The 23,401-nt window shown below is 54.9% G+C and carries 23 protein-coding genes and 1 riboswitch; of the genes, 17 read left to right on the top strand and 6 right to left on the bottom strand.

What is annotated here, in order from left to right:
- The first annotated feature begins 30 nt into the window (after window positions 1–30).
- A complete protein-coding gene (gene tsf / locus OCV66_RS01565) occupies window positions 31–963 on the top strand; it encodes a translation elongation factor Ts (protein ID WP_054326001.1) in 933 nt (310 codons plus the stop codon).
- A gap of 46 nt (window positions 964–1,009) precedes the next feature.
- Here the strand turns inward: tsf and OCV66_RS01560 are convergent, their stop codons facing one another.
- Complete coding sequence (locus tag OCV66_RS01560) at window positions 1,010–1,678, bottom strand: TIGR01906 family membrane protein (protein WP_054326000.1); 669 nt, start codon at window positions 1,676–1,678, stop codon at window positions 1,010–1,012.
- Window positions 1,675–2,307, bottom strand: a complete 633-nt coding sequence (locus OCV66_RS01555; RefSeq protein ID WP_054325999.1) for a lysoplasmalogenase family protein — start codon at window positions 2,305–2,307, stop codon at window positions 1,675–1,677. Before OCV66_RS01555 ends, OCV66_RS01560 begins: the two co-directional genes overlap by 4 nt.
- A 154-nt stretch (window positions 2,308–2,461) precedes the next feature.
- Here OCV66_RS01555 and OCV66_RS01550 point away from each other — a divergent pair, with 154 nt between their 5' ends.
- From OCV66_RS01550 to OCV66_RS01535, 4 genes are all read left to right on the top strand, one after another.
- Window positions 2,462–2,998, top strand: a complete 537-nt coding sequence (locus OCV66_RS01550) for a YcxB family protein (protein ID WP_107630536.1) — start codon at window positions 2,462–2,464, stop codon at window positions 2,996–2,998.
- A 99-nt stretch (window positions 2,999–3,097) separates the two neighbouring features.
- A complete protein-coding gene (locus tag OCV66_RS01545; RefSeq protein ID WP_054325996.1) occupies window positions 3,098–4,867 on the top strand; it encodes a serpin family protein in 1,770 nt (589 codons plus the stop codon).
- A 337-nt stretch (window positions 4,868–5,204) separates the two neighbouring features.
- Window positions 5,205–6,959 (top strand): threonine--tRNA ligase, encoded by a 1,755-nt coding sequence (thrS, locus tag OCV66_RS01540; RefSeq protein ID WP_054325995.1) that lies wholly within the window; start codon window positions 5,205–5,207, stop codon window positions 6,957–6,959.
- A gap of 22 nt (window positions 6,960–6,981) precedes the next feature.
- Window positions 6,982–8,799 (top strand): S-layer homology domain-containing protein, encoded by a 1,818-nt coding sequence (locus tag OCV66_RS01535; protein WP_147573701.1) that lies wholly within the window; start codon window positions 6,982–6,984, stop codon window positions 8,797–8,799.
- Window positions 8,800–8,872: 73 nt separating this feature from the next.
- On the opposite strand, the gene OCV66_RS01530 is transcribed toward OCV66_RS01535, so the two are convergent.
- Window positions 8,873–9,175 (bottom strand): carboxypeptidase-like regulatory domain-containing protein, encoded by a 303-nt coding sequence (locus OCV66_RS01530; protein WP_054325992.1) that lies wholly within the window; start codon window positions 9,173–9,175, stop codon window positions 8,873–8,875.
- A gap of 81 nt (window positions 9,176–9,256) precedes the next feature.
- Between OCV66_RS01530 and proS the strand changes: the two genes are divergently transcribed.
- The 5 genes from proS to OCV66_RS01505 all read left to right on the top strand — a co-directional run bounded on the left by proS (window position 9,257) and on the right by OCV66_RS01505 (window position 15,988).
- The gene (gene proS, locus OCV66_RS01525; protein ID WP_147573700.1) at window positions 9,257–10,696 is read left to right on the top strand and encodes a proline--tRNA ligase; all 1,440 of its coding nucleotides are present in this window, start codon (window positions 9,257–9,259) and stop codon (window positions 10,694–10,696) included.
- Window positions 10,697–10,723: 27 nt separating this feature from the next.
- Window positions 10,724–11,602, top strand: coding sequence for a mechanosensitive ion channel family protein (locus tag OCV66_RS01520; RefSeq protein WP_054325991.1), 879 nt, complete (start codon window positions 10,724–10,726; stop codon window positions 11,600–11,602).
- A 220-nt stretch (window positions 11,603–11,822) separates the two neighbouring features.
- Window positions 11,823–13,730: a molecular chaperone HtpG gene (gene htpG / locus OCV66_RS01515; protein WP_054325990.1), complete on the top strand. Its 1,908-nt coding sequence runs from the start codon at window positions 11,823–11,825 to the stop codon at window positions 13,728–13,730.
- Between the two features lie 23 nt (window positions 13,731–13,753).
- Window positions 13,754–14,671: a diacylglycerol/lipid kinase family protein gene (locus OCV66_RS01510; RefSeq protein WP_107630530.1), complete on the top strand. Its 918-nt coding sequence runs from the start codon at window positions 13,754–13,756 to the stop codon at window positions 14,669–14,671.
- A 4-nt stretch (window positions 14,672–14,675) separates the two neighbouring features.
- Window positions 14,676–14,753, top strand: a riboswitch (Fluoride riboswitch).
- Between the two features lie 56 nt (window positions 14,754–14,809).
- Window positions 14,810–15,988: a cation:proton antiporter gene (locus OCV66_RS01505; RefSeq protein ID WP_147573699.1), complete on the top strand. Its 1,179-nt coding sequence runs from the start codon at window positions 14,810–14,812 to the stop codon at window positions 15,986–15,988.
- 55 nt (window positions 15,989–16,043) lie between these two features.
- Here the strand turns inward: OCV66_RS01505 and OCV66_RS01500 are convergent, their stop codons facing one another.
- A complete protein-coding gene (locus OCV66_RS01500) occupies window positions 16,044–16,217 on the bottom strand; it encodes a DUF1540 domain-containing protein (protein ID WP_082396669.1) in 174 nt (57 codons plus the stop codon).
- Window positions 16,218–16,474: 257 nt separating this feature from the next.
- On the opposite strand from OCV66_RS01500, the gene OCV66_RS01495 reads away from it, so the two are divergent.
- The 7 genes from OCV66_RS01495 to OCV66_RS01465 all read left to right on the top strand — a co-directional run bounded on the left by OCV66_RS01495 (window position 16,475) and on the right by OCV66_RS01465 (window position 22,026).
- Entirely contained in the window at window positions 16,475–16,717 is a 243-nt protein-coding gene (locus OCV66_RS01495; RefSeq protein WP_054325989.1) for a TM1266 family iron-only hydrogenase system putative regulator, read from the top strand.
- Between the two features lie 13 nt (window positions 16,718–16,730).
- Complete coding sequence (locus tag OCV66_RS01490) at window positions 16,731–17,753, top strand: ABC transporter substrate-binding protein (protein WP_054325988.1); 1,023 nt, start codon at window positions 16,731–16,733, stop codon at window positions 17,751–17,753.
- On the top strand, window positions 17,728–18,495 hold the full coding sequence (locus OCV66_RS01485; RefSeq protein WP_107630527.1) for an ABC transporter permease: 768 nt from the start codon (window positions 17,728–17,730) through the stop codon (window positions 18,493–18,495). Before OCV66_RS01490 ends, OCV66_RS01485 begins: the two co-directional genes overlap by 26 nt.
- Window positions 18,492–19,052 carry an ABC transporter ATP-binding protein gene (locus OCV66_RS01480; protein WP_054325986.1) on the top strand — a complete coding sequence of 187 codons (561 nt, stop codon included), beginning with the start codon at window positions 18,492–18,494 and terminating at the stop codon, window positions 19,050–19,052. The genes OCV66_RS01485 and OCV66_RS01480 overlap by 4 nt, the downstream gene beginning before the upstream one ends.
- A 93-nt stretch (window positions 19,053–19,145) precedes the next feature.
- Complete coding sequence (locus OCV66_RS01475) at window positions 19,146–20,348, top strand: class I SAM-dependent methyltransferase (RefSeq protein WP_054325985.1); 1,203 nt, start codon at window positions 19,146–19,148, stop codon at window positions 20,346–20,348.
- 66 nt (window positions 20,349–20,414) lie between these two features.
- Window positions 20,415–21,332, top strand: coding sequence for a hypothetical protein (locus tag OCV66_RS01470; RefSeq protein ID WP_174887839.1), 918 nt, complete (start codon window positions 20,415–20,417; stop codon window positions 21,330–21,332).
- 109 nt (window positions 21,333–21,441) lie between these two features.
- A complete protein-coding gene (locus tag OCV66_RS01465) occupies window positions 21,442–22,026 on the top strand; it encodes a hypothetical protein (RefSeq protein ID WP_054325984.1) in 585 nt (194 codons plus the stop codon).
- Window positions 22,027–22,063: 37 nt separating this feature from the next.
- Here OCV66_RS01465 and OCV66_RS01460 read toward each other — a convergent pair whose 3' ends face one another.
- Window positions 22,064–22,984: a C40 family peptidase gene (locus OCV66_RS01460; RefSeq protein ID WP_159068019.1), complete on the bottom strand. Its 921-nt coding sequence runs from the start codon at window positions 22,982–22,984 to the stop codon at window positions 22,064–22,066.
- Window positions 22,985–23,018: 34 nt separating this feature from the next.
- Window positions 23,019–23,318 carry a hypothetical protein gene (locus tag OCV66_RS01455; protein ID WP_054325982.1) on the bottom strand — a complete coding sequence of 100 codons (300 nt, stop codon included), beginning with the start codon at window positions 23,316–23,318 and terminating at the stop codon, window positions 23,019–23,021.
- Between the last annotated feature and the right edge of the window lie 83 nt (window positions 23,319–23,401).

Here is a 23,401-nt window from a genome sequence, read left to right as displayed (position 1 = left end):
TTTGAAATAGAATGATGGAGGAATATAAAAATGGCTTTTACTGCTGCTGACGTAAAAAAGCTCCGCGAAATGACCAACGTGGGTATGATGGACTGCAAGAAGGCGCTGACCGAGTCTGACGGCGATTTTGACAAGGCGATCGAGCTCCTGCGCGAAAAGGGCTTGGCCAAGGCTGCCAAGAAGGCGGACCGCATCGCGGCCGAGGGTGTTGTCTGCGCGACCGTATGCGATAAGTACGGCGTGGGCGCGATTATCGAGGTAAACTCGGAAACCGACTTTGTTGCCAAGAACGCGGACTTCCAGCAGTTCGTTGCTGATCTGGCTGGCGTTGTGACCAGGGAGGCGCCCGCTGATGTGGAAGCGCTGAAGACCTGCAAGATGGGCGACCTGACCGTTCAGGAAGCCCTGCAGGAGAAGGTACTGACGATTGGTGAGAACATCCAGATCCGCCGCTTTGAGCGCTTTGACGAATCCACGGTCAACGTAGCCTATAACCATATGGGCGGCGTGATCGGCGTGCTGGTCGGCCTACAGGTTTCGGACAATCTGAAAGATAATGCGACTGTTAAGGAGCTGGGTAAGGACATCGGCATGCAGGCGGCTGCGATGAACCCGTCCTTTATGGATAAGTCCCAGGTGGACGAGGCGACTCTGGCCAAGGAGAAAGAAATCCTGTTGGCGCAGGCGCTTGAAGAGAATAAGACCGCTGCCAAGCCGAAGCCGGAGCAGATTATTCACAAGATGGTCGAGGGCCGTATCGGCAAGTACTATGAGGAGAACTGCCTCCTGCAGCAGGCATTTGTCAAGGAGAACAAGGTTTCTGTAGAACAGCATATCGCGGCTGTGGCCAAGGAGCTCGGCGGCGAGATCAAGCTGGCCAAGTGCGTGCGCTTTGAAAAGGGCGAGGGTATTGAAAAGAAGCAGGACGACTTCGCGGCGGAAGTCGCTTCCATGGCCAAGTAAGCTATAATGCGAAAAAAGGACGCAGGGTAAGCACCCTGTGTCCTTTTTATTGCAATGCCTGCTTTTTCTTCCGATACAGCAGTTCGCCGACCAGTGCGGCCAGACAAAGCCCGCCAAAGGAGAGCAATAGGACCAATGCGCCGGTCCTTGCCCAGAAAGCTTCCGGCAGGATGAGGATGATTTCATCCAGGCGCGCGTCGAATACCCAGTTGGTCTTGCCGGGAAAAAAGACCTGGTGGAAAACAGTAAACATGCTGTTGAAATCGCAGAACGCCCAAATCGCAGTGATAAGGTAAACAACGCCCATGGCGGCAGCCGACCAAAATGCAGGCCCGCGCCCGCGGAACCGGTAAAACCGGAGCCCGCAGCGGTGGCCAAGCAGCGCAAGCAAAACCAACGCGGCGGCTGAGCCGCCCAGCAGGACAAAGTCCTGCTGGAACAATATCTTACAGTCCGCAAAATGTGCTTGGCCATCCTCCGACCAGGCGAGGTCGCCCGTGCCGAATGGGGCGTCGAACACCAGATAATCCATGACCTCATCATAAGCCTCACGGATCGTCTGCTCGCTCCAGCCAGTCCGCTCGGTGAGCTGAAGCAAGTGGATTTGCTGATAATAGAACGGGCGGCACAGGATAGGGAAAGCGATTGCGGCAGACAGAAAGAATACCGCCAATACAACTGACAGCAGGATAGACAGGGATTTTGATGGTTTCATTGTTTTGTTGCTCCTTGTGGATAGGATGAAAGGGCGATACAGACCTGTGAAGGCAAATAAAAGAGCCACATGCCAAAATGCGTGCAGGACGGGAAGATCCCCAGATTCCATGCGCCGACGCAGAGGTCGCAGCAGACAAACAAAAGCAGCCCGCAGGCAAACAGACGATGCTTCCGGCCGCAGGACCGCAGAAGCACACCTTCCCATGCGTTGACAGCCAGGTTGGAAAAATAGAAGACCGAAAGCGCGGAAAGCGTATCGATACCGAAAAAGAACGCCGACAAAGGCAGTATGCGGAATGGAAGCGATGCAAAGCACAGCCTGCCCCGCAGTCGGTACAGGCGAATACTGTAGATAAACTGCACGATGCAGAAAAGCGATACGCCGAACAGATAATTCCGGTTTTGGACCAATAAAAACCAATCGGCGGCGGCGGTAAATAGCAGGGCGAGTACGACAAGCCTCCCATCCTGAGAGGAATGGTTGAGCAGGGCGGTGGAAAAGCAGAGCAGTATGGAAACGTATTTGATCCAAGTGCTGTCGGCCAACGCCGTAAGGTCAAGAACCAGAAAGCAGGCGTACAGCAGGCAGACGAGCGGCAGGAATATGCGAGGGAAAACGCGCTTCATGGAACATCTCCTTTCCGGAAATAATACTATGCCAATATTCTGTGTCTGTCAAGCGAGCAGACATACAGACTGCGGAGAAAAGGCCGCCGCTTTTACTTGCATTTGGCGCAGATATTCGGTACAATAAGAGCAGATTGTAAAAGGAGCCCGCTTTATGGAACTTCATTATGATATCACCAAGCAGGACTATATCGACTTCAATTTGAATTACTATACCAATAACGCAGTCGTACAGCGCAGCATCCTGACGACGCGGATCGCTTCCGCAGTGATCGTCGCGCTGGGCGGCACGGCGCTGATGTATTGGCTCAAGGCGCTGAGCGTGGTATCCGTTGTCGGATATTTGGCGCTTGCGGCGGTCTGTTTTTTCGGCACGCCGTGGTATATGAAGCGGAAGGTTGTAAAAAATGTGGAGCGCATCCTGCAAAGGGCCAACAACAAGCAGCTTTGCGGACCCAAAACATTGACCCTGCGGGAAAATGAATTCGAGCTTGCGGGGGAAAACGAGGATACGACCTATCAATATGAAGCGGTCCAGCGCACAGCGTCGGATGCTGCCCATTACTATATTTTCGTAGATGAATTTTCCGCGGTCATCGTGCCTTTTTCTGCTTTTACGGACGAGGGACAGAAACGCGATTTTTATGAGCGGATCACGGCTCATATCACTGACGAGGCGCTCAAATGTTAAACAAGCTCCCTATATAGGGAGCTTTGACATTAAATATGGGAACTACTTGGAAGAGGCGGTCGTCTAACCAGTAAACTGAAAGAATGGGAGGGATTTCAAGTGAAAAAACGGATAATGGCCTGGGTGCTTGCGTTGTGCATGGGGGTGCCAGTATGCGCCGGTGCAGCGCAGGAGCAGGAGGTGTACGGCTACCCGACAGAGGATGCTCTGCGGAAACTGCCAAAAACGGTCACGCGCGGCGACTTTTTGGAAGCGCTTGCGTCGGCGTCCGGCGAGGACGTGTCAGACAGCGCGTGGATCGACATGGAGGAATACTTCACCGACGGCGTGGAAGCATCCGACGAGGTCAAGTGGACGTTTGCAAAATGGATCCTGAACGGAGCGGCGCAGGACGGGGAAAAAGCGGTGCTGCGCTTGGACGACCTGATCACGCGGCAGGAAGCGGCGGCGCTGCTCGGACGGTATTTGGATTATCGATACACCGCGCTCCCCGCGGGCTGCGGCACCGGTTCGCCCGACCCGTATAATATTGCGGAATGGGCGCAGAACGGTGTGAGCAAGTGCTGGATGTACGGTGTGATCGATATGTCGGATGAAAGTAATGTCAGCTATCCGGATGGCACGACATCCAGCGCATTGGATTTCCGGCCGAATGATCTGGTTGCCGGCAGCGAGGCGGCGCAGTGGATTGCAAACGCAAATGCGCTTGATATGAGCGCGGTCGCCGCACCGGAGAAGCCGGGTTTCGCTGACGCCCTTATCCGTGCGGTGGATGCGGAGGGCAACTGGTCGCTGTCGCCTTATTCCATCCGGATGTGCCTGGCCATGCTGGCGAATGGTACGAAGGGGGAAACGCAGCGGGAGCTGCTCGATGCCTTGCAGATCGAGGATCTGGAGGCGTTTAACCAGACTGTGAAAGAGCAGCTTGCGACCTATGACGGCTACGCGCGCATTATGTCGCTCGAAACCGCCAATTCCCTTTGGATCAATCAAAGCTGGTTTGACGGGGCGGGCGAGTTCCTGCCGGACTATGCGCGCGAAATGGACGAATATTTCCGCGCCGTGGTGGAGGAGGTCACAAATGCGGACTCGGTCGAACGGGTCAACGCCTGGGCGGACGAGAAAACGCATGGCAAGATCCCGACCATCCTGACCGAGGACAACCGCGAGTTTGTCACCGCGCTGATCAACGCGGTGTACTTCAAGGCCGCTTGGGAAAAAGAGTTTTCCCCCGCACATACGGAAAAGGCGGACTTTACGAATGCGGATGGTACGGCCGGCACGGTAGACATGATGCACCAGACCGATGTCTTCGGCTATTATTCCACCCCGGGTGTGGAAGCGCTCAGGATGGATTACCGCAAATACGCGGTGGACAATTGGGAGGGCGACAACTGGAAATACTTCCGCGACGCGGATTTCAGCATGTACCTGATTAAAGCGGACGATGAGCTGGACGTGCAGAACCTGCTGGATAACGCGGAATTTACCTATAGTGACGTACGGGTCTCCATACCCAGATTCAAGGTGGAGTACGGCGCACCGTTGGACGAAGCGCTGCAGGCGCTCGGTGTGCGGACAGCGTATGAGCCGGAAAAAGCGGATCTGACCGCGATGCTCGACCCCTCCGAACTGCCGGCCAGGCAGCATTTCCTGGACACGGTGGTACACAAAACATACGTCGCAGTGGATGAAAAAGGCACGGAAGCCGCGGCGGTGACCGCCGCGATGGATGGTGCGGGCGCAGCGCTGCCGTCCCGCCCCGAACTGGTGCGCACGTTCACCGCGGATGAGCCGTTCTGGTTTGTTATCCGTGATAACGCAAATGGCGAGATTTTGTTTGTCGGCCGCTACGAAACGGCGAATTAACGGTTGACAAAGCAAGGATTGGGGTATAATATAAATGTATTCATAAGCAAAAGCGATGACGGAAATCCCGTAAGTATCTAACAAGCGTCTGGCAGAGAGCGGACGACGCGGCTGAAAGCGTCCGCAGGCGCGGAGAAAGCGGCACCGATTCCCGAGCCCCGCGGCGGAAAAGCGCAGTATGCCGCGGCGTGTCGTCCTCGTTACGGACTCCAGAGCGGTAAGCCCGAAAACGGGCTTGCAAGCAGGGTGGAACCGTGGGTTTATGCTCACCCCTGATTTTATGTCGGGGGTGGGCTTTTTCGTTCTCCCCCCAAAATACAAAAGGAGGAACACTGTTATGTCCGAAGAAAACAAGTACACGTTTGAAAATCCGGAATACCGCGACACCTACCGTCATACGGTATCCCATATCCTTGCGCAGGCGGTCAAGCGCCTGTATCCCGAGGTCAAGCTTGCCATCGGCCCGTCGATCGAAAACGGCTTCTACTACGATTTCGACGCACCGTTCTCCTTTACGCAGGAGAATTTGGACGCGCTCGAGGCCGAGATGAAGAAGATCTGCAAGGAGAAGCTGCCGCTCGAACGCTTCGAGCTGCCGCGCGCCGAGGCGCGCAAGCTGATGGAGGAAAAGGACGAGCCATATAAGGTGCAGCTCATCGACGACCTACCTGAGGACGCGACCATCTCGTTCTACAAACAGGGTGAGTTCACCGACCTGTGTGCCGGCCCGCATCTGGATACCACCGGCCGCGTCAAGGGAAACGGCATTAAGCTGATGAGCGTCACCGGCGCATACTGGCGCGGCGACAGCAAAAATAAGATGCTTCAGCGTATCTACGGCACAGCTTTCCCCAAGAAGGACGAACTGGATGCCTACCTGAACATGCTGGAGGAGGCCAAGAAGCGCGATCACCGCCGTCTGGGCAAGGAACTTGGCCTGTTCATGCTGACTGAGGAAGGCCCGGGCTTCCCGTTCTTCCTGCCGGGCGGCATGACGCTCAAGAATACCCTGATCGACTACTGGCGCGAGGTACACAAGAAGTACGGCTATGTCGAGGTTTCCACGCCGGTCATCCTCAGCCGCAAGCTTTGGGAGCGTTCGGGCCACTGGGAGCACTACAAGAACAATATGTACACCACGGTCATTGACGACGAGGACTTTGCCATCAAGCCCATGAACTGCCCAGGCGGTATGCTGGTCTACAAGTCCCAGCCGCACTCCTACCGCGAACTGCCGTTGCGCGTGGGCGAGCTTGGCCTTGTCCATCGCCACGAGCTGTCCGGTGCGCTGCACGGCCTGTTCCGCGTACGCTGCTTCACGCAGGACGATGCGCATATCTTCATGACGCCAGACCAGATGAAGGATGAGATTAAAAACACAGTCAAGCTGTTCGACGAGGTGTACTCGGTGTTCGGCCTGAGCTATAAGATCGAGCTGTCCACCATGCCGGAGGACCACATCGGCACGGTCGAACAGTGGGAACACAACCAGGATATCCTCAAGGAAGCCATCACCGAGATGGGCAAGGACTATGTGGTCAACGAGGGCGACGGCGCGTTCTACGGCCCCAAGCTGGACTTCCATCTGGCCGACTCGCTCGGCCGCACTTGGCAGTGTGGCACGATTCAGCTGGACTCCCAGCTTCCCGAGCGGTTTGAGCTGGAGTATATCGGCGCGGACGGCGAAAAGCACCGCCCGATTATGATCCACCGCGTGGTGCTTGGCTCGATCGAGCGCTTCATCGGCGTCATCACCGAGCACTTTGCAGGCGCGTTCCCCACCTGGCTCGCTCCGGAGCAGGTGCGCGTCATGCCCATGACCGACCGCAATATCCCCTGCGCGCAGGAGGTCGTGGGGCAGCTCACCGAAGCGGGCTTCCGCGTGAGCATGGATGACCGCAACGAGAAGATCGGCTACAAGATCCGCGAGGCGCAGGTGCATAAGGTGCCGTATATGGTCGTTATCGGTGACAAGGACGAGGAGAAAGGCATCATTTCAGTGCGCGAGCGCAAAACCGGCGAGACCACGCCGATGGAGCTGGTGGAGTTCATCGAAAAGCTGTCCTATGAGGTGAAAGAAAAGCTGCGGTAATCCACTGAAAGGGGATAGGGCTATGAAAAAGCTGGCTGCCACTTGTTTTGCAGTATTGTTGATGACGTTTGCCGCAGGGGCGGCAAACGTCGGCACGATCGACAACGCCTATCCGGGCGACACGGAAGCGCAGGCGCAGATGCTGTACGACCTCGGCCTGTTTCGAGGGACGGAAAAGGGGTTTGAGCTGGAACAGCCCATGACGCGCGCAGAGGCGGCTGTGATGCTGACGCGCTTCCTCGGCGCAGAGCAGACCGCGCTGGAAGGAGCGTGGACGCACCCCTTTACCGATGTACCCGAATGGGCGGCCCCCTATATTGCCTGGCTGTATCAAAGCGGTCTGACGCGCGGCGTATCCGCAACCAGATACGGAGCGGAGGAAAGCGTGACCTATGGGCAGTACTGCACATTTCTTGCGCGCGCCTCAACGGATGAGGAAAACTATGACTTTCTGGGGCTTTACGGCATAGATGAGGAGGGCAACTGCGACAGGGCGGGGTTTGTCCGCGGGGACGCGGTATCGTTGTCCGCACGCCTGCTGGGAGAATACTATCTCAAATGCGAGGACACAAACGGCATTACAGTCGCGCAGAAGCTGATCGACCGCAGCGTATTCTCCTTGGAGCAGTTCAAGAAGGCGGCGTGGGACGTTTTGCCGCGCGCATACATGCAGGATACATTACACGGATTCAATGATATGGATTACCGCCTGTCCTGTGTGATTGCGGGCGTGCCGGTGGTGCGTTGTGCGGATGCTGAAATCGATGTAATTTATTATTACGAATCCTCCTTGAATCAACTGTATGGCGAGAAAGCGTCGGAAGGGCAGAACTATGTATGCTTCCGTCTCGATGAGGAGACGCTGGAAGCGGAAGAGCTGCTGCGCGGTCCGGAGGGCAGCACGGCGAAAATCATGGGATACGCGGGAGAGACAGACTACCTCCTGTTCCGCGAGCCGGAGGGGGATACGGTCTATGCGGTCCGCGGCGCGGAGACTGAAGCGGTGCTTTCTCTGACAAAGGAAGAAGGGAGCGACGCATTGCTGTCCTGCCTGCAGGGGGATGATGGCTGTGTGTTCCAGGCCGGTGAGCATAAATTCTACCGTTTGGACGAAAACGGCGCCAGCGCCTTGCCGCTTGCAGCAGGGGATCGGCTGTCCGTTGTCCTGAGCAGCGGCCTGCTGCTGACGGAAAATATCACGGCCGAACACACGGTGATCTCGGGCTGGAGCTGGGACGGTGAGCCGGCCGGAAGCTACACGGTAGAAAACCTATATCCCCTGCCGAAAGATGCGGCACAGAGGACAGAGGAAGAATTGGCTTACTGGCAGGGCGAGAATGCGCCGAAGCTCTTGTCAGATAACGGCTCCTGCGCCTGGGGTACGGCGGGGCTGTATCGGGCAGAGGATGGCAAGCTGCTGCAGATCACAGACAAGCCGGTATATGACTGTGAGATCGACCCCGCAGACGGCAGCTATGTGCTGTTGGCCTCGCCGGCAGACGAACGCCCAGGGTATTATGGTGCAGGTGTTTTTACGCTGGCGGGTACCGAAGCGATACGCATTGCGGCGGACGGTACGGAAACCGTGCTGCTGGCGAACCAGCCCGCGCATGGACTGACCTTTGACCGGATCACCTGTGCGGAGGCGGGTGTGGTGCGTGTACAGTACACCTATGTGATGGGGATGGCGGATTACCACTCCTACGAATATGCGATTGAGAACGGCCGGCTGCGCGCGCTGGTCAACACGCCGGGCATGGGATTTTCCGGCTATACGGAAGAGGAATGCGCGGTCGAGCAGGCACGGCTGGACGCGCTCGGCGTCGGGGTCAACTCATAGTCTGGCGCATCGGGGGTAAAGGATGAAAAAGTTTTTTGTACGCGATACGCTTCTTGGGGGGCGGCGGTAGGGCTTAGTTCCCCTGTTCCAGAGCGCGGATCGCGTCGGAACGCTTGAAAACTTTCACGTGGTAAAGCTGGCCGGCTTCCAGCGGGCCGAAGGTGAAGCGGCCGAGCTCGTCGGTATACAGTGCGCTCACAGGCGTGGCGGGCGCGTCTGCGCGGTAAAAGGTTACAAGCGCTTCCTCAACCGGTTTCCCGTTCTGATCCACTACTGTCCCGACAACCGCGGGACGCTGATCCAGATATAGGGATACTGTGGTATCGACGACCTCATGAGCCGCAGGCTTGACATAAAAGGACTGAGAAAGGTTCATAGTGATTACCCCTTTGTTTGATACATAAGAATCTATTGTTATTTTATGAAATCTATTTGGAAAAGGTGAGGGAATACAATTATGGCAGAACAGAAGAAGCTGGTCAGCGAGATCACATCCATGGATGTGGATTTTGCGCAGTGGTACACCGATATCGTGAAAAAAGCGGAGATGATCGACTATTCCTCGGTCAAGGGCTGCGTTATTATGCGCCCGTACGCGCAGGCGCTGTGGGAAAACATCCAGCAGGCGCTGGACGGTATGTTCAAAGAGACCGGACATGAAAATGTCGCGATGCCGATTTTTATACCGGAAAGCCTGCTGCAGAAGGAAAAAGACCATGTTGAAGGCTTTGCGCCCGAGGTGGCTTGGGTCACGCATGGCGGCTCGGAAAAGCTGGAAGAGCGTCTTTGCGTCCGTCCGACGTCGGAAACGCTGTTCTGCGAGCATTACGCGAAAATCGTTCGCTCCTGGCGCGACCTGCCAAAGCTGTATAACCAGTGGTGCAGCGTGGTCCGGTGGGAAAAAACCACCCGTCCGTTCCTGCGCAGCCGGGAATTCTGGTGGCAGGAAGGGCATACTGTCCATGCAACGGCGGAAGAAGCGATGGAGGAGACCCTCCGTATGCTGAATATTTACGCCAGGTTTGCGGAGGAATGGCTCGCTATTCCGGTCATCAAGGGGGAGAAAACTGAAAAGGAACGCTTTGCGGGCGCAGAGAAAACCTACACCATCGAGGCCATGATGCATGACTGCAAGGCGCTGCAGTCCGGCACCTCGCACTACTTCGGCGACGGATTTGCGCGCGCGTTCGGAATGCAGTACACGGATAAGAACAATACACTCCAATATATGTACCAGACCTCATGGGGCATGTCTACGCGCATGATCGGCGCGATTATTATGACACATGGCGACAACGAAGGTCTCGTACTGCCGCCCCGTATTGCGCCGACACAGCTTGTTGTCATTCCGGTGGCAAGCCATAAGCCGGGCGTGACCGAAAAGGCGCAGGAGATTTATGAAATGGTAAAAGCAGCTGGTGTGCGCGCAAAGATCGACCTGTCCGAAAACAGCCCCGGTTGGAAGTTCGCCGAGTACGAGATGAAGGGCGTGCCGCTCCGGCTGGAGGTCGGACCGCGCGATATCGCAAACGGGCAGTGTGTTTTGGTACGCCGTGACAACCGTGAAAAGACCGTTGTGAAATTTGAAAAGCTGACGGAAAAAATTCCGGCGCTGCTGCAGGAAATTCAGGATGCCCTGTTCCAGAAGGCGCTGAAAAACCGTGAGGAGCACACCTATACCGCGAAGACGCTTGACGAGATGAAGTCGATCCTCACCGAGCATACGGGCTTTATCAAATCCATGTGGTGCGGCGACCTAGCCTGCGAGGAAAAGATCAAGGAGGAAACCGGTATGCCGAGCCGCTGCATGCCGTTCGAGCAGGAGCATATCGCGGACGTATGTCCGGTATGCGGGAAACCGGCGCATAAAATGGTCGTTTGGGGTATTGCGTACTAAAGATTCGGTGGAAGGAGGGATGCTTGGGTGAGCTGGCAGGAAAACTTGATAGAGAACGGCTTGCCCAGCATCGCGCTGACCGCACTGTTTATCGCGGCCACAAGTATTGTGACGCTGGTCTGCGTGCGGGTGGTTAACCGGATTATGCTCCGGCTGATCGACCGGCAGAAGCAGGTCAGCAGCGGCAACGCGACGATATTGGCGTTCTGCCGGTATCTTGCGATCGCAGCCTTATATTTCACAGGTTTTGCGGTGATCGTTTCCAACATACCGGCGCTCAGCGCGGGTATGAACAAGCTGATGGCCGCGGGCGGCGTGCTCGCGGTGGTCGGCGGTCTGGCATCGCAGGAGGCGCTGGGCAGCATAGTCAGCGGGATGATGATTCTGGCGTTCAAACCGTTTGTGATTGGAGACGTGGTGCGCTGTGTGGATAACGACATTTCCGGTGTGGTCGAGGAGATCACCCTGCACCACACCGCTATCCGCACCTACGAAAACAAGCGCGTGATCGTGCCGAACAGCGTGATGAACAATTCGATTATCGAAAATGCGGACTATGGCGACAGCCGCGTCTGCGCATTCCTCGAAATCGGTGTAACCTATGAATCCGATATCGCCCGCGCAAAGGAGCTGCTCGCGCAGGAGATCGCCCGCCAGCCGGACTTCCTTGATGTGCGTACGCCCGAACAGGTTGCGGCCGGCGTGTCGCTGGTACAGGTGGTCGTTTTGACGCTGGCGGAATCCGCAGTCACGCTGCGCGCGTCGCTTTGGGCCAAGGACAACGGTACTGCGTTCAGTCTGAAATGCACGGTGCAGGAAAATATCAAGAAAATCTACGAGCAGGAAGGAATCGAAATCGCCTATCCTCATGTGGTCGTCGTGCAGAAAGGAAAAGGCAGTCCGTAAAAATTCACGCAGTACAAGCAGCAAAATAGCAGAAAGGGGGCATATCGCTATGATGTGGCCCTTTTTATTTTGTTGCAATGCGACTTCCATTTCTTTTTGAATAAAAAATGAATTTTGGAGGGAGGGCTTGATTTTTCCTTTCCATGGTATTATCATTACAGTGTTGGCACTCGAAGTGTTAGAGTGCTAACATCATTTCATCAATAGAGGTGCATCGATCATGGCAAAGAAACAATTTAAGGCGGAGTCCAAGCGCCTGTTGGACTTAATGATCAATTCGATTTATACACATAAAGAAATTTTCCTGCGGGAGCTGATTTCCAACGCTTCGGATGCAACGGATAAGCTTTACTATAACGCAATGAAAGATGGCAAGACCGGCATCACGCGCGACAGCTTACCGATCGAGCTGACGCTTGACAAGGAAAACCGTCGCTTTGTGATTGAAGACCACGGTTGCGGCATGACAGCGGAGGAGCTGGAAAGCAACCTGGGTACGATCGCCCGTTCCGGCTCGCTTGCTTTTAAGAAAGAGAACCAGGATCAGGCGGATATTGATATTATCGGCCAGTTCGGCGTTGGCTTCTATGCGGCATTTATGGTCGCAAGCCATGTTGAGGTTGTATCCCGTGCGATCGGCAGCGACCAGGCAAACCGTTGGGAATCCGACGGCACGGCTGGCTATACCGTAACGCCGTGTGAAAAAGAGGAAAACGGCACCCGTATTACGCTTACAATCAAGGAAAATACGGAAAACGAAACCTATGACGAATTCCTGGAACCATACAGGATACAAGCATTGGTAAAGAAGTATTCGGATTATATTCGGTATCCGATCAAGATGGACATGATACGCTCCCGTATGAAGGAAAAGCCGGCGGATGCAGGGGAGGATTACCAGCCGGAATGGGAGGAATACACGGAAAACACAACCCTTAACTCCATGGTCCCGATTTGGAAAAAGTCCAAAAAGGATTTGACGGAGGAGGAATACAATTCGTTTTATACTTCCAAATTTTACGATTACCAGCCCCCGCTCTGCCATATCCATTCCAGCGTGGAGGGAGCGGTGACCTATACGGCGATGCTGTTCATCCCTGCGCACGCGCCGATGGATTACTATACCAAGGACTATGAGAAAGGGCTGCAGCTTTATTCCAATGGCGTTCTGATCATGGATAAGTGCGCCGACCTGCTGCCCGACCATTTCAGCTTTGTGCGCGGTATGGTGGATACAGCGGATCTTTCGCTCAATATTTCCCGTGAGATGCTGCAGCACGACCGTCACCTGAAAGCGATTGCGCAGAGCATTGAGAAGAAAATCAAGAGCGAGCTGCTCAAAATGCAGAAAGACCAACGCGAGGAATATGAAAAGTTCTGGAAGGCATTTGGACGCCAGATTAAATATGGTGCATATGTGGACTACGGCGCGCATAAGGACTTACTGCAGGATCTTCTGATTTACCATTCCTCCACCGAAGATAAGCTGGTCACGTTGGAGGAATATGTTTCCCGCATGAAAGAGGAACAGAAATATATCTACTATGCCTGCGGGGAAACGATCGATAAGATCAAACTGCTGCCGGCGATGGAGACGCTGCGCGACAAGGGCTATGAGGTTCTGTGCCTGGATGATAACATCGATGAGTTCTGCATAAAAATGCTGGCAAGCTATCAGGAGAAAGAATTCAAGTCGATCGCTGACGCGGATCTCGGACTGGAGAGCGAAGATGAAAAGGCGGAAATCAAAAAGCTGACCGAGGAGAATGAGACGCTTTTGGCTGCGTTGGGAACAGCACTGGAGGGTAAGGTAAAGAAAGTGGAATTAACCGGCCGCCTGAAAAGTCATCCGTGCTGCCTGCGCGCGGAAGGGCCTGTGACCTTGGAGATGGAAAAGGTACTCAACCAGCAGGCGCTCGACGATAGCCAGCGCGTACACGCGGAGCGCATTTTGGAGCTGAACGCGGAGCATCCGGTTTTCAAAAAGCTTTGCGAGCTGCAGCAGCAAAACTCGGATAAAGTTGCGGTCTACGCGGAAATACTCTATACGCAGGCGCTTCTGATCGAGGGCCTGCCGGTTGATGATCCGGTGTCCTATGCCAACGCGGTGTGCGGTTTAATTTCATAAATTAGAGGAGAGGGTATGCCTGGATGAAAAAGCTGCTTTGGATCGTCAACCCGCATGCGGGACGCGGCGCGATCGCTGGCAAGGTCGTCGATTGCGTGAGTACGTTCCAGAAAGCGGGCTATGACGTTACCCTCTATGCCACGCAGGGGACGAAAGATGCAACCCGCGTTGCGCGGGAAAGGGCGGCGGAGTTTGACCGCATTGTCTGTGCGGGCGGGGATGGAACGCTCAACGAAGTGGTCACCGGCCTGATGGAAGCGCAGACCCGCCCGCCGCTTGGTTATATCCCTGCGGGTACGACAAACGATTTTGCACTCAGTCTGGGCATACCCAAATCTCCGGTGGAGGCGGCGGCTGTCGCAGCCAGCGACAATTTGCAAGCGCTCGATATCGGGATGTTCAACGAACGGTATTTCAACTATATCGCGGCGTTCGGCGTGTTTACTGAGGTATCCTACGCAACGCCGCAGCAGACTAAAAACGTCTTTGGCCGCGCAGCGTATATCATAGAAGGTGTCAAATCACTGACCAGCATCAGGGAACACCATATGTGTGTGAACAGCGCGGAAATGACGGTAGAGGACGATTTTATTTTCGGCATGGTGTCCAATACCGTCTCCGTCGGGGGCTTCAAAACAATTTCAACGGATGATGTGGCGCTGGACGATGGCTTGTATGAGGTGCTTTTGGTCTATCCGGTAGAAAACCCCATGGAGCTTCAGTGGCTTGCCAATGACCTGCTGACGGGAAATGTGGACTCCAGCCGCTTTGTGTATTTCCGGACGTCGCAGATCACGTTTGATGCGAAGAACGATGTCCTGTGGACGCTGGACGGGGAGTTTGGCGGTGCGGTAAAGCACGCGGACATTACAAACTTCAGTCGGGCGATCACATTTATCGCCGGCGATACAAAAAATCTTGAAAACGCAGAGGAAGCCTGATATAATAACAAAAGGGAATGAAGTTCTCCCTTGGCGCATACTGCCTGAACCGCTTGAAAAAGCTGATGACTTCTGCACGAAAAAACGTGCGGGGCATCAGCTTTTTTTATGCTCCGCCAAAAATGGAGGGAAAAGTTAATGTTAACAAGTTTGGCGTATGTGTTCCTGTTAGGGATGCTGCTCGGATGGGTGTTTAGCCGGATCGGCCTGCCAAGCCTGCTCGGTATGCTGGTTACAGGCATCCTGCTCGGCCCCTGTGTACTCAACCTATTAGACCCTGCGCTACTGGGAATCAGCGCCGACCTGCGGCAGCTCGCGCTGATCATCATCCTGACAAGGGCTGGACTGTCGCTGAATATCGCGGATTTGAAACGCGTGGGGCGGCCGGCTGTGCTTATGTGCTTTGTGCCGGCCTGCTTTGAGATATGTGGCATGGTGCTGCTGGCGCCGAAGATGCTGGGGATTACTGCTCTGGAAGCAGCGGTCATGGGAGCGGTAATTGCGGCGGTATCGCCCGCGGTTATTGTACCTAAAATGCTCCGGCTGATGGAGGAAGGCTATGGAACAGCCAAAAGCATACCGCAGATGATTCTCGCGGGTGCATCGGTGGACGATGTCTTTGTCATTGTGCTATTTACCGCTTTCACAGGCATTTCCCAAGGAGATACGGTTGCCGTGATGGATTTCTTACAGGTCCCGCTGTCGATCCTGCTCGGCATAGCGTGCGGCGCAGCGCTGGGGCACCTGCTTGCATTGCTTTTTCGAAAAAAGCATATGCGCGATACGGCAAAGGTGCTGATAATCCTGAGCGCCGCATTCCTGCTGGTGGCATTGGAAAACCGTGTGAAAGGCATTGTTCCGTTTTCCGGCCTGATCGCTGTTATGTGCCTTGGCATCTTGCTGCAGCGTAACAGGCCTGAAGTCGCGGTGCGTCTGTCGGCCAAGTTTTCCAGGCTATGGGTCGCGGCAGAGGTGCTTTTGTTTGTGCTGGTGGGTGCCGCTGTCGATATCCGCTATGCAGCGCAGGCTGGCCCTGCCGTTGTATTACTGCTATGCTGTGTGCTTTTATTCCGGATGGCCGGCATATTCTGCTGTATGCTGGGGACTGTGCTGAACGCAAAGGAGAGGCTGTTCTGTATGATAGCTTATATGCCGAAGGCAACGGTGCAGGCTGCGATCGGCGCCGTGCCGCTTTCTATGGGCCTGGCGTGCGGACAGATTGTTTTGACCGTCGCGGTGCTGTCGATCCTGATAACCGCCCCGCTCGGCGCATTTGGCGTTGAGCGCACATATAAGGTTTTGCTGCGAAAAAAATAAATGGAAAGGAGCGGGTACCAAGCGGCATCCGCTCCTTTCCATCGGGAAATCGAGATCAGCAGCACTTTCTCTGGAAAGATTTGCAGTCAGTACACTGATCGACCGTCGGGTTGGCCTCATGCGTGCCTACGGTGATGCAGTCCAGCGCGCAATACTCTGCACCGTCACTGTGATTGGCGCACTGATTGACAGTGCAGCGGATTGCCTTGTTGCAGTTTGAACGATCCATAAGAAAGACCTCCTTTTTTGATTTCCCCATTAGTCTCTCCGATCACGGGCGAAATATACATTGACAAAATCGAGCAAACTGGGGTATACTTTTTTCAAGGACTTCCTTTCCCGAAAGCATGCGCTGCCGGGCGAGCGTCTGCATAAAATCAGTGTCTGCTGTCAAAGATTCGATCTGCGATGAAAGAGCGAAAAACCATAAAACGGGCGTTCTGTGTCGTGTGGATGCAGGACGTTTTTTGTTGCAGGAGGAATAAAATGGAAAACCGTATTGCGATTTTGGGCATTATTGTCGAGGACCGCGAATCCAGCGGCGAAGTCAACGCCCTGCTTCACGAATATGGTGCCTCAATCATTGGGCGCATGGGGCTTCCGCATTATCGTGAAAGCTGTTCGATTATTACGATCGTGATGGACAGCACGATCGATACGATCAACGCACTGTGCGGCAAGCTGGGCCGGCTGAAGCATGTTCAGGTCAAATCCATGATGGCAAAATAAGGAGAGAATGGAAATGAAACGTATTTTATCCGGTTTAGTGGCGTCAGTGATGGCGTTATCCCTGCTTGCGGGCTGTGGACAGGGCGATACGGCGCTGCAGGAGCCTGAGCAGCAGCAAACAGCGACGGTGGAAGCCGGTTACGAAGACGGGGTAAGTATCCGCGTCGCCGCCTTGAAAGGACCTACAGCCATGGGGCTGGTTCAGATGATAAAGGATAACGAGGGGGACGAGACACATTACCAGTTCGATCTCTATACCTCCGCGGACGAGATCGTCCCGTTGATCGGTAAAGACGAGGTGGACATCGCGCTTATCCCGACCAATCTGGCGGCAACCCTGTACCAGAGGACCGAGGGCGGCGTGCAGGTGTTGGACGTCAACGCCGGAAACGTATTATACGCGGTTTCTCACGACGAAGCCCTGAATACGCTTGAGGGCTTAGCGGGCAGGACCATTTATATGACCGGCAAGGGGACTACACCGGAGTGGACGCTGCGTTACCTGCTTGACAAAAGCGGTATCGAGGAAAGCGATTTGACGATTGCATTCAAAAGCGAGGCGACCGAGGTGGTATCCGCACTGTCGCAGGATGCAGAAGCGGTCGGCATCCTGCCGCAGCCTTTCGCAACCGTTGCATTGATGCAGGATCAGGAACTATCAATTAATTTCCCGCTGGAAGACGCATGGAAAACGTACAGCCCGAATGGGCAGGGGATCGCGACCGGCGTCACGGTCGTCCGCAAGGCGTTTGCGGATGAGCATCCTGCGGCGGTGGCGCAGTTCGTGCAGGATCATCAGCAGTCTGTTGAAACGGTTGTTTCCGATCCGGAGGCAGGCGCGCAGTTGATCGAAGCATACGGTATCGTCAAGGCGCCAGTAGCACAGCTCGTGTTGACCAATTTCAACCCTGTGGCGGCAGCGTCGGGACAGGAGATGAAGGGCTGGGTTTCGGATTATCTGGAAATGCTTTACGGGATCGCGCCGGACGCGGTAGGGGGAACGCTGCCCGATGAAGGTTTCTACTATTTGGGCTAAGCGCTGGTTTCGCATCGGTGTGACCGCGCTTTTCTGGCTGGCTGTTTGGCAGGCGGCGGCTGTGCTTTTGCCCAAGCTGTTATTTGCAGGTCCCGTACCGACGGTGCGGAGCCTGCTTTCCCTATTGCGGAACAGTGAATTCTGGTTTTCGATCGCGCATTCGTTGGGGAAAATCGCGTCGGGTTTTTTGCTGGCCTTTAGCACAGGCTGTCTGCTTGCCATCGCCTGCCGCCGGATGCCGGTTCTCCGTATGCTGCTCGGGCCGCTGATACAGGTGATGAAAAGCCTTCCGGTGGCGTGTTTCATCGTGGTGGCGCTGATTTGGGTTCGTTCGGAATGGATTTCCGTCTTAACCGCATTTTTTGTTGTTTTTCCCGCTGTATACATCAATTTGGGCGAGGGTCTGCAGCAGACCGATCAGGGGATGCTGGAAATGGCGCAGCTTTTTCATTTGACGCCAGCCAAACGCCTGCGGGCCGTGTGGCTGCCCGCCTGTCTGCCGTATTTGCTGTCCGCCTGCCGTGTATCCGTCGGTATGGCGCTGAAGGCTGGCGTTGCGGGTGAAATCATCGGGCTTCCGCGCTGGTCGATTGGGGAGCAGCTTTATTTATCCAAGCTCTATCTAAATACGGCGGATTTGTTTGCGTGGTCGCTGGTGATCATCCTGCTCAGCCTGGCGCTGGAGCGGCTGCTGGTTTTCGCGCTTGCCACTGTGCAAAGGAAATGGGGGATCGCCGCATGATGCTGCGGATAGAGCATATTGATAAGGCGTTTGACGGAAACGCGGTGCTTCATGACCTGTGCTGGACGCTCGGGCCAGGGGAGTGCTGGCAGGTAACCGGCGCTTCCGGCATTGGAAAAACAACGCTTCTGCGGCTGATGATGGGGCTGGAGCAACCCGATAGCGGAAAGCGGATCATACCAGCTGCGGTTCGCTTTTGCCCAGTGTTTCAGGAGGACCGTCTGGTCGAAAATTGGAGTGCTTTGCAGAACGTAGCGCTGGTCTGCGACGACAGTCCATCCGCGTTCCGCATTCTGAACACGCTGCTTCCCGACAGTGCTCTGGAACAGCCGGTCTGTACGCTTTCCGGCGGGATGCGTCGACGGGTCGCGCTGGCACGGGCGCTTGCGGCGCAGGGAGATATCCTGGTGCTTGATGAACCGTTTGCCGGTCTGGACGCGCAGACCCTCTGGCATGCGGCAGAAGCGTTGCGCCGGTACCGGAGGGGGCGCGCGGTTGTTCTGGTTTCCCACGAGACCGAAAAGCTGTTTCCAGATTGGCACACATTGTCGTTGTGAAACGGTTTTCAGCGTGGCAAAAACCAGCGTGATATGTTATATTAAAACAATGGAAAACACCGCCGGCCAGGGCGGGCAAGAGGTGCGAATAGTATGCAAAAAGGCGATCAGGCCAAGCTGAAGCTGTTATTGACCGGTATTGCGGCGCGGCTGACAAAAAACAGGGATTACTTTGTGCGGGCAGACTGCATATTCCTATCTGGGAAAAAGAAATTTGACGCCAGCCTGGCACGGGCGGAGACAGGCTATACGCTCCGCTTCCAAGGGACGGAGACGGCGGTCGACTCCGTGGCTTTCTGTGCTTTTTTCTCCCAGCAGGCGGAGAAATTCGACGAAGCACGTTTGTCCTACACCGAACGCGGTACCGTCGTGTCGCTGACGGTAGACGCGCGCGGCGTACAGATGAAGCAGGCGGAGCGGGAAGCGACAACCGAAGAGCAGGCGACTGCGGCGAATCCCCTGCTGGACAGCGGTCGGCAGTATTTGATCCGCGTTGACCATGCAGCGCCGCTTTTACGGGAAATAGGCATCCTCACAGCAGACGGAAAGCTCAAAAACGATATGATCCGTAAATATAACCAGATAGACCACTATGTTGAACTGGTTGCCCCCATGTTCGAAAAAGACGACGGGGAGGAAATCGTCCTTCTGGACTGCGCCTGCGGAAAATCTTATCTCAGCTTTGTGATGAATTATTACCTGCACAATGTGCTGCGGCGGCGGTGCCGCGTGATCGGCGTTGACATTAATGAGCATGTTATTGAAGAAAGCAGGGCAATGGCAAAGCGGCTCGGTTATCATAATATGGTATTCCAGTGCGCGGATCTGAGAGCCTACCAGCCGCCGAAGAATGTAACGGCGGTGATTTCACTGCATGCGTGCGATATCGCGACCGACCTTGCATTGGCGACCGCGATACGCGCGCGGGCAAGATATATTGCCTGTGTGCCGTGCTGCCACAAGGAATTGCTGGATCAGTACCGTCTGCCCGACCTCGCCCCCCTGACCAAACACGGGGTATTCAAAGCACGATTCAACGATGTTTTGACCGATAGTATGCGCGCGCTCAAACTGGAGGCGGAGGGCTACCGCGTTTCTGTGGTTGAATATATTTCGCCGCTCGATACGCCGAAAAACCTGCTGATACGCGCGGTACGCACAGGGAAAGAGAATCCCAGGGCAAGGCAGGAATATGACGCTGTGCGGCGGCGGCTTGGCACGACCTCCGAGCTGGACCGCCGCTGCATGGATATGGATCAGGAGTTCTTTGTCACAGACGAGGATTTGGTGCAGTAACACACGGCGTACCTTTGAATAGACTGGTATTGAAGTCTCTTCAATCACTATTTGGAGGTAATATACATGGCTGATAAAGTCTGCTGCCCCGGCCCGATCTGCGGCAATGGTAATAATAACGTTGCCGGCGGTATCCGTGAGGCGGTTTGTGTTCACACCAGTAAAGTTTATGATTCCTGCCGCAGCAAGGAATGCCTGCGCGATATTCGGGTATATCTGTGCCGCGATGCGCAGGAACTGCTTAATTCCGGCGGCATCGTATCGGTGAAGCCGCGTTCCGCAGAGCTGCTTTGCGTCAAGATCGATGTGGAGAAGGTGCAGTTCAACCGCGGGTTCTACACGATTGATATTCGATTCTTCTATAAGATCGAGTGCGAAGTCAGCTGCCTGGTCGGACGCCCCCGCATCATCGATGGTCTGTCCGTCTTTGATAAGCGCGTTGTTCTGTTCGGCGGCGAGGGCGGCGCACGCATTTTCTCGTCCCGTTTTGTAGAGGATGGCATGGATGTCCAGCTCTGTCCGGACAGCAACAAACCGACCGCGGTGGTGGAGGTTGTTGACCCGATCCTGCTGGACGCCCGCGTCGTAGCGCCGGAGGTTTCCTGCAACTGCTGCTGCTGTGCATTGAACGAAGTGCCGCGCGCGATCGGCGGCTGCTTCCAGGGCGACGATCTTGTTCTGGGTACCGATGGCTACCAGCTGTTCATTACGCTGGGCCAGTTCTCGATCATTCGTCTGGAACGTGATATCCAACTGCTGATGCCGGCTTACGATATCTGCCTGCCGCGCCGCGATTGCTCGAACAGCGGTGCTGGTGAAGCGCAGGATCCGTGTGCGATCTTTGCGAACTTTGAGTTCCCGATCGATGAATTCTTCCCGCCCAAGCAGGAGTTTTCGGACTGCATGACCGGCAATGTCGGCGGCGGCAACGCCTGCGGAAGCTGCGGCTGCGGGAATAAGAATTCCTCTAAGTGCTGCAACTGAGTAAAATGGAAAAACCTGCTGGGATGCTCCCAGCAGGTTTTTTTCATATGCTGCGGTGTATATGCATATAATTCGGTAACGACAGAATGAAAAGAGGCGGGAACACCTTATGGATGAGGAACGCAGTTTCGTATATACGCTGATATTGGGTGTCTGCATGCTGCTGTGCCTGCTGATGATCGGCAGGATGCTGCTTGGTCACCCTGCCGATCAAATAGAGACAAAGGAGCCGGAAAATCCGGCTCCGGCGCCGCAAACAGAAGAAGAGGAGGATCTCCAGATGAAAATGCAGCTCAGCGAGGATGACCTGTGTACGATGATCGTGCAGGCGCTTCCGTTTTCACCGGACGGCATCACTGCAAAAATCAGCAAGGATGGAATCGTATCCCTGGGGGCGTCCGTGCAGAAGCAGAGCCTGGTGGACAGCGGGCTTGCAACAGGGGGGATGAGAACGGCGGTATTGTTTCTGCCAGACCCCTGCAAGGTGTATAGCGTTTGGAATATATCCGCGGAATCAGGCAGTATAAAGCTGGACTGCGCCACGATGGAAATTGCCGGGATTGTTTTACCAGAGGAAACCGCAGCAAAGATATCCGAGCAAATAGCGGACAGCCTGAACCGTCAGCTCATGACATGGGGGATAGAACCGAAAGCAATCCGTTTTGCGGATGGAGCCATTTCCCTGGAGGCATAGAAAAAGCCTTTCGCTGTATACAGCGAAAGGCTTTTGATCAATCGAAAATCACTCGTCCGCCGCCCTGGAAACGGGACGCATAGTTACCGGAGAGAGATTCATACTTTACCACATCGCCTGTGTGGGGGGAGTGGATAAACGTATCGTCTCCCACATAGATGCCGACATGGCTGATGGAAGAAGCGCTGCTCCCAAAGAACACCAGATCGCCGGGCAACAGCTCCTCACGGGAAACATGCGTTGTGGCGTTAAACTGGGACTGCGCCACCCGGGGGATGGATCCTACCGTATTGTTAAATACATAGGAGGTAAAGCCGGAGCAGTCAAAACCGCTGGGAGAACTTCCGCCGTAAACATAGGGCGTCCCGAGGAACTGGGCTGCGTATTCCAGAACCTCAGCCCGCGCTTCACTTGTTCCGGTATAGGAAACAACGTTGGAATCTGGGGTGACCGGAGCCTTGTTCTCTGCCGGAGCCGGCGTCTGCACTGCGGCAAACGTTATGTAATCCGGATGGACGTATCCGTTTTTGCCATTACAGGACACCTTATACCATCCCTGGTATACGCCAGTCACAGAAACGGCGGTACTGTTGGACAGGGAGGCAAGAACCGAGGAGGAGGTGTTGGGCTGTTCGCGGAGGTTGACGGTCGTATCGCAGACGATATGGCCGGTCCCTAAATTAAAGTCGCTGGTCAGCGTACCGGTCAGGTATTCGCCACTGACATAACCCTCGCGGCCATTTACAACGACCTTGAACCAACTGTTGCTGTTGTTGACCACGGCAAGCACCGTATCCTGCGGCAGGGTTGCAATAATGTTTCCCTCAGGGGCCTCACGGAGATACAGGGCGTCCGCCTTGACCTTTGCGGGATACAATGCGAAAGCGTTCGGCAGAAGCATTGAAGCCGCTAAAGCGGCCGAGACAGCGATCCGAATCAGTTTTTTTGGTGAATTCATGGATAAGCTCCTTCGTTTTACCATGCTTCGGCTTTTACTTGCTGTTGAGCGCACGTCCGAGCCAAATCGAGGCGATATCCATCGCCGCCCACAGGCTATCTTTTTCGGTTTTTTTCACAATACGCTCTTTCATGCGGACATTGGGGTTTGTCTGCTGGAGCTGTACGGAAACGCGCTTTGCGACAGGAAGCCCTTTGACCTCGCCGGCATCCAAGATCTGCATCATAATGATGTGAGAGTCGCTCATGGAACCATAGTAAATGATATTCTCCTTGCGCATCAGCGGATGGCCTTTATATTCCAGAAGATCGTTCTTCTTGGCGGTGGTAGGCATAGATATGCACTCCTTAATAGTTACAAAGTGATTACAGTCTCAGGTTACATTACGGAAACAGTATATCATGTATGCCTGGATTT

It is taken from the genome of Agathobaculum ammoniilyticum, from assembly GCF_025567315.1.
Taxonomy (GTDB): domain Bacteria; phylum Bacillota; class Clostridia; order Oscillospirales; family Butyricicoccaceae; genus Agathobaculum; species Agathobaculum ammoniilyticum.
Note: the sequence above shows the minus strand (reverse complement) of the source record. Positions and strands in the feature narration are given on the sequence as shown.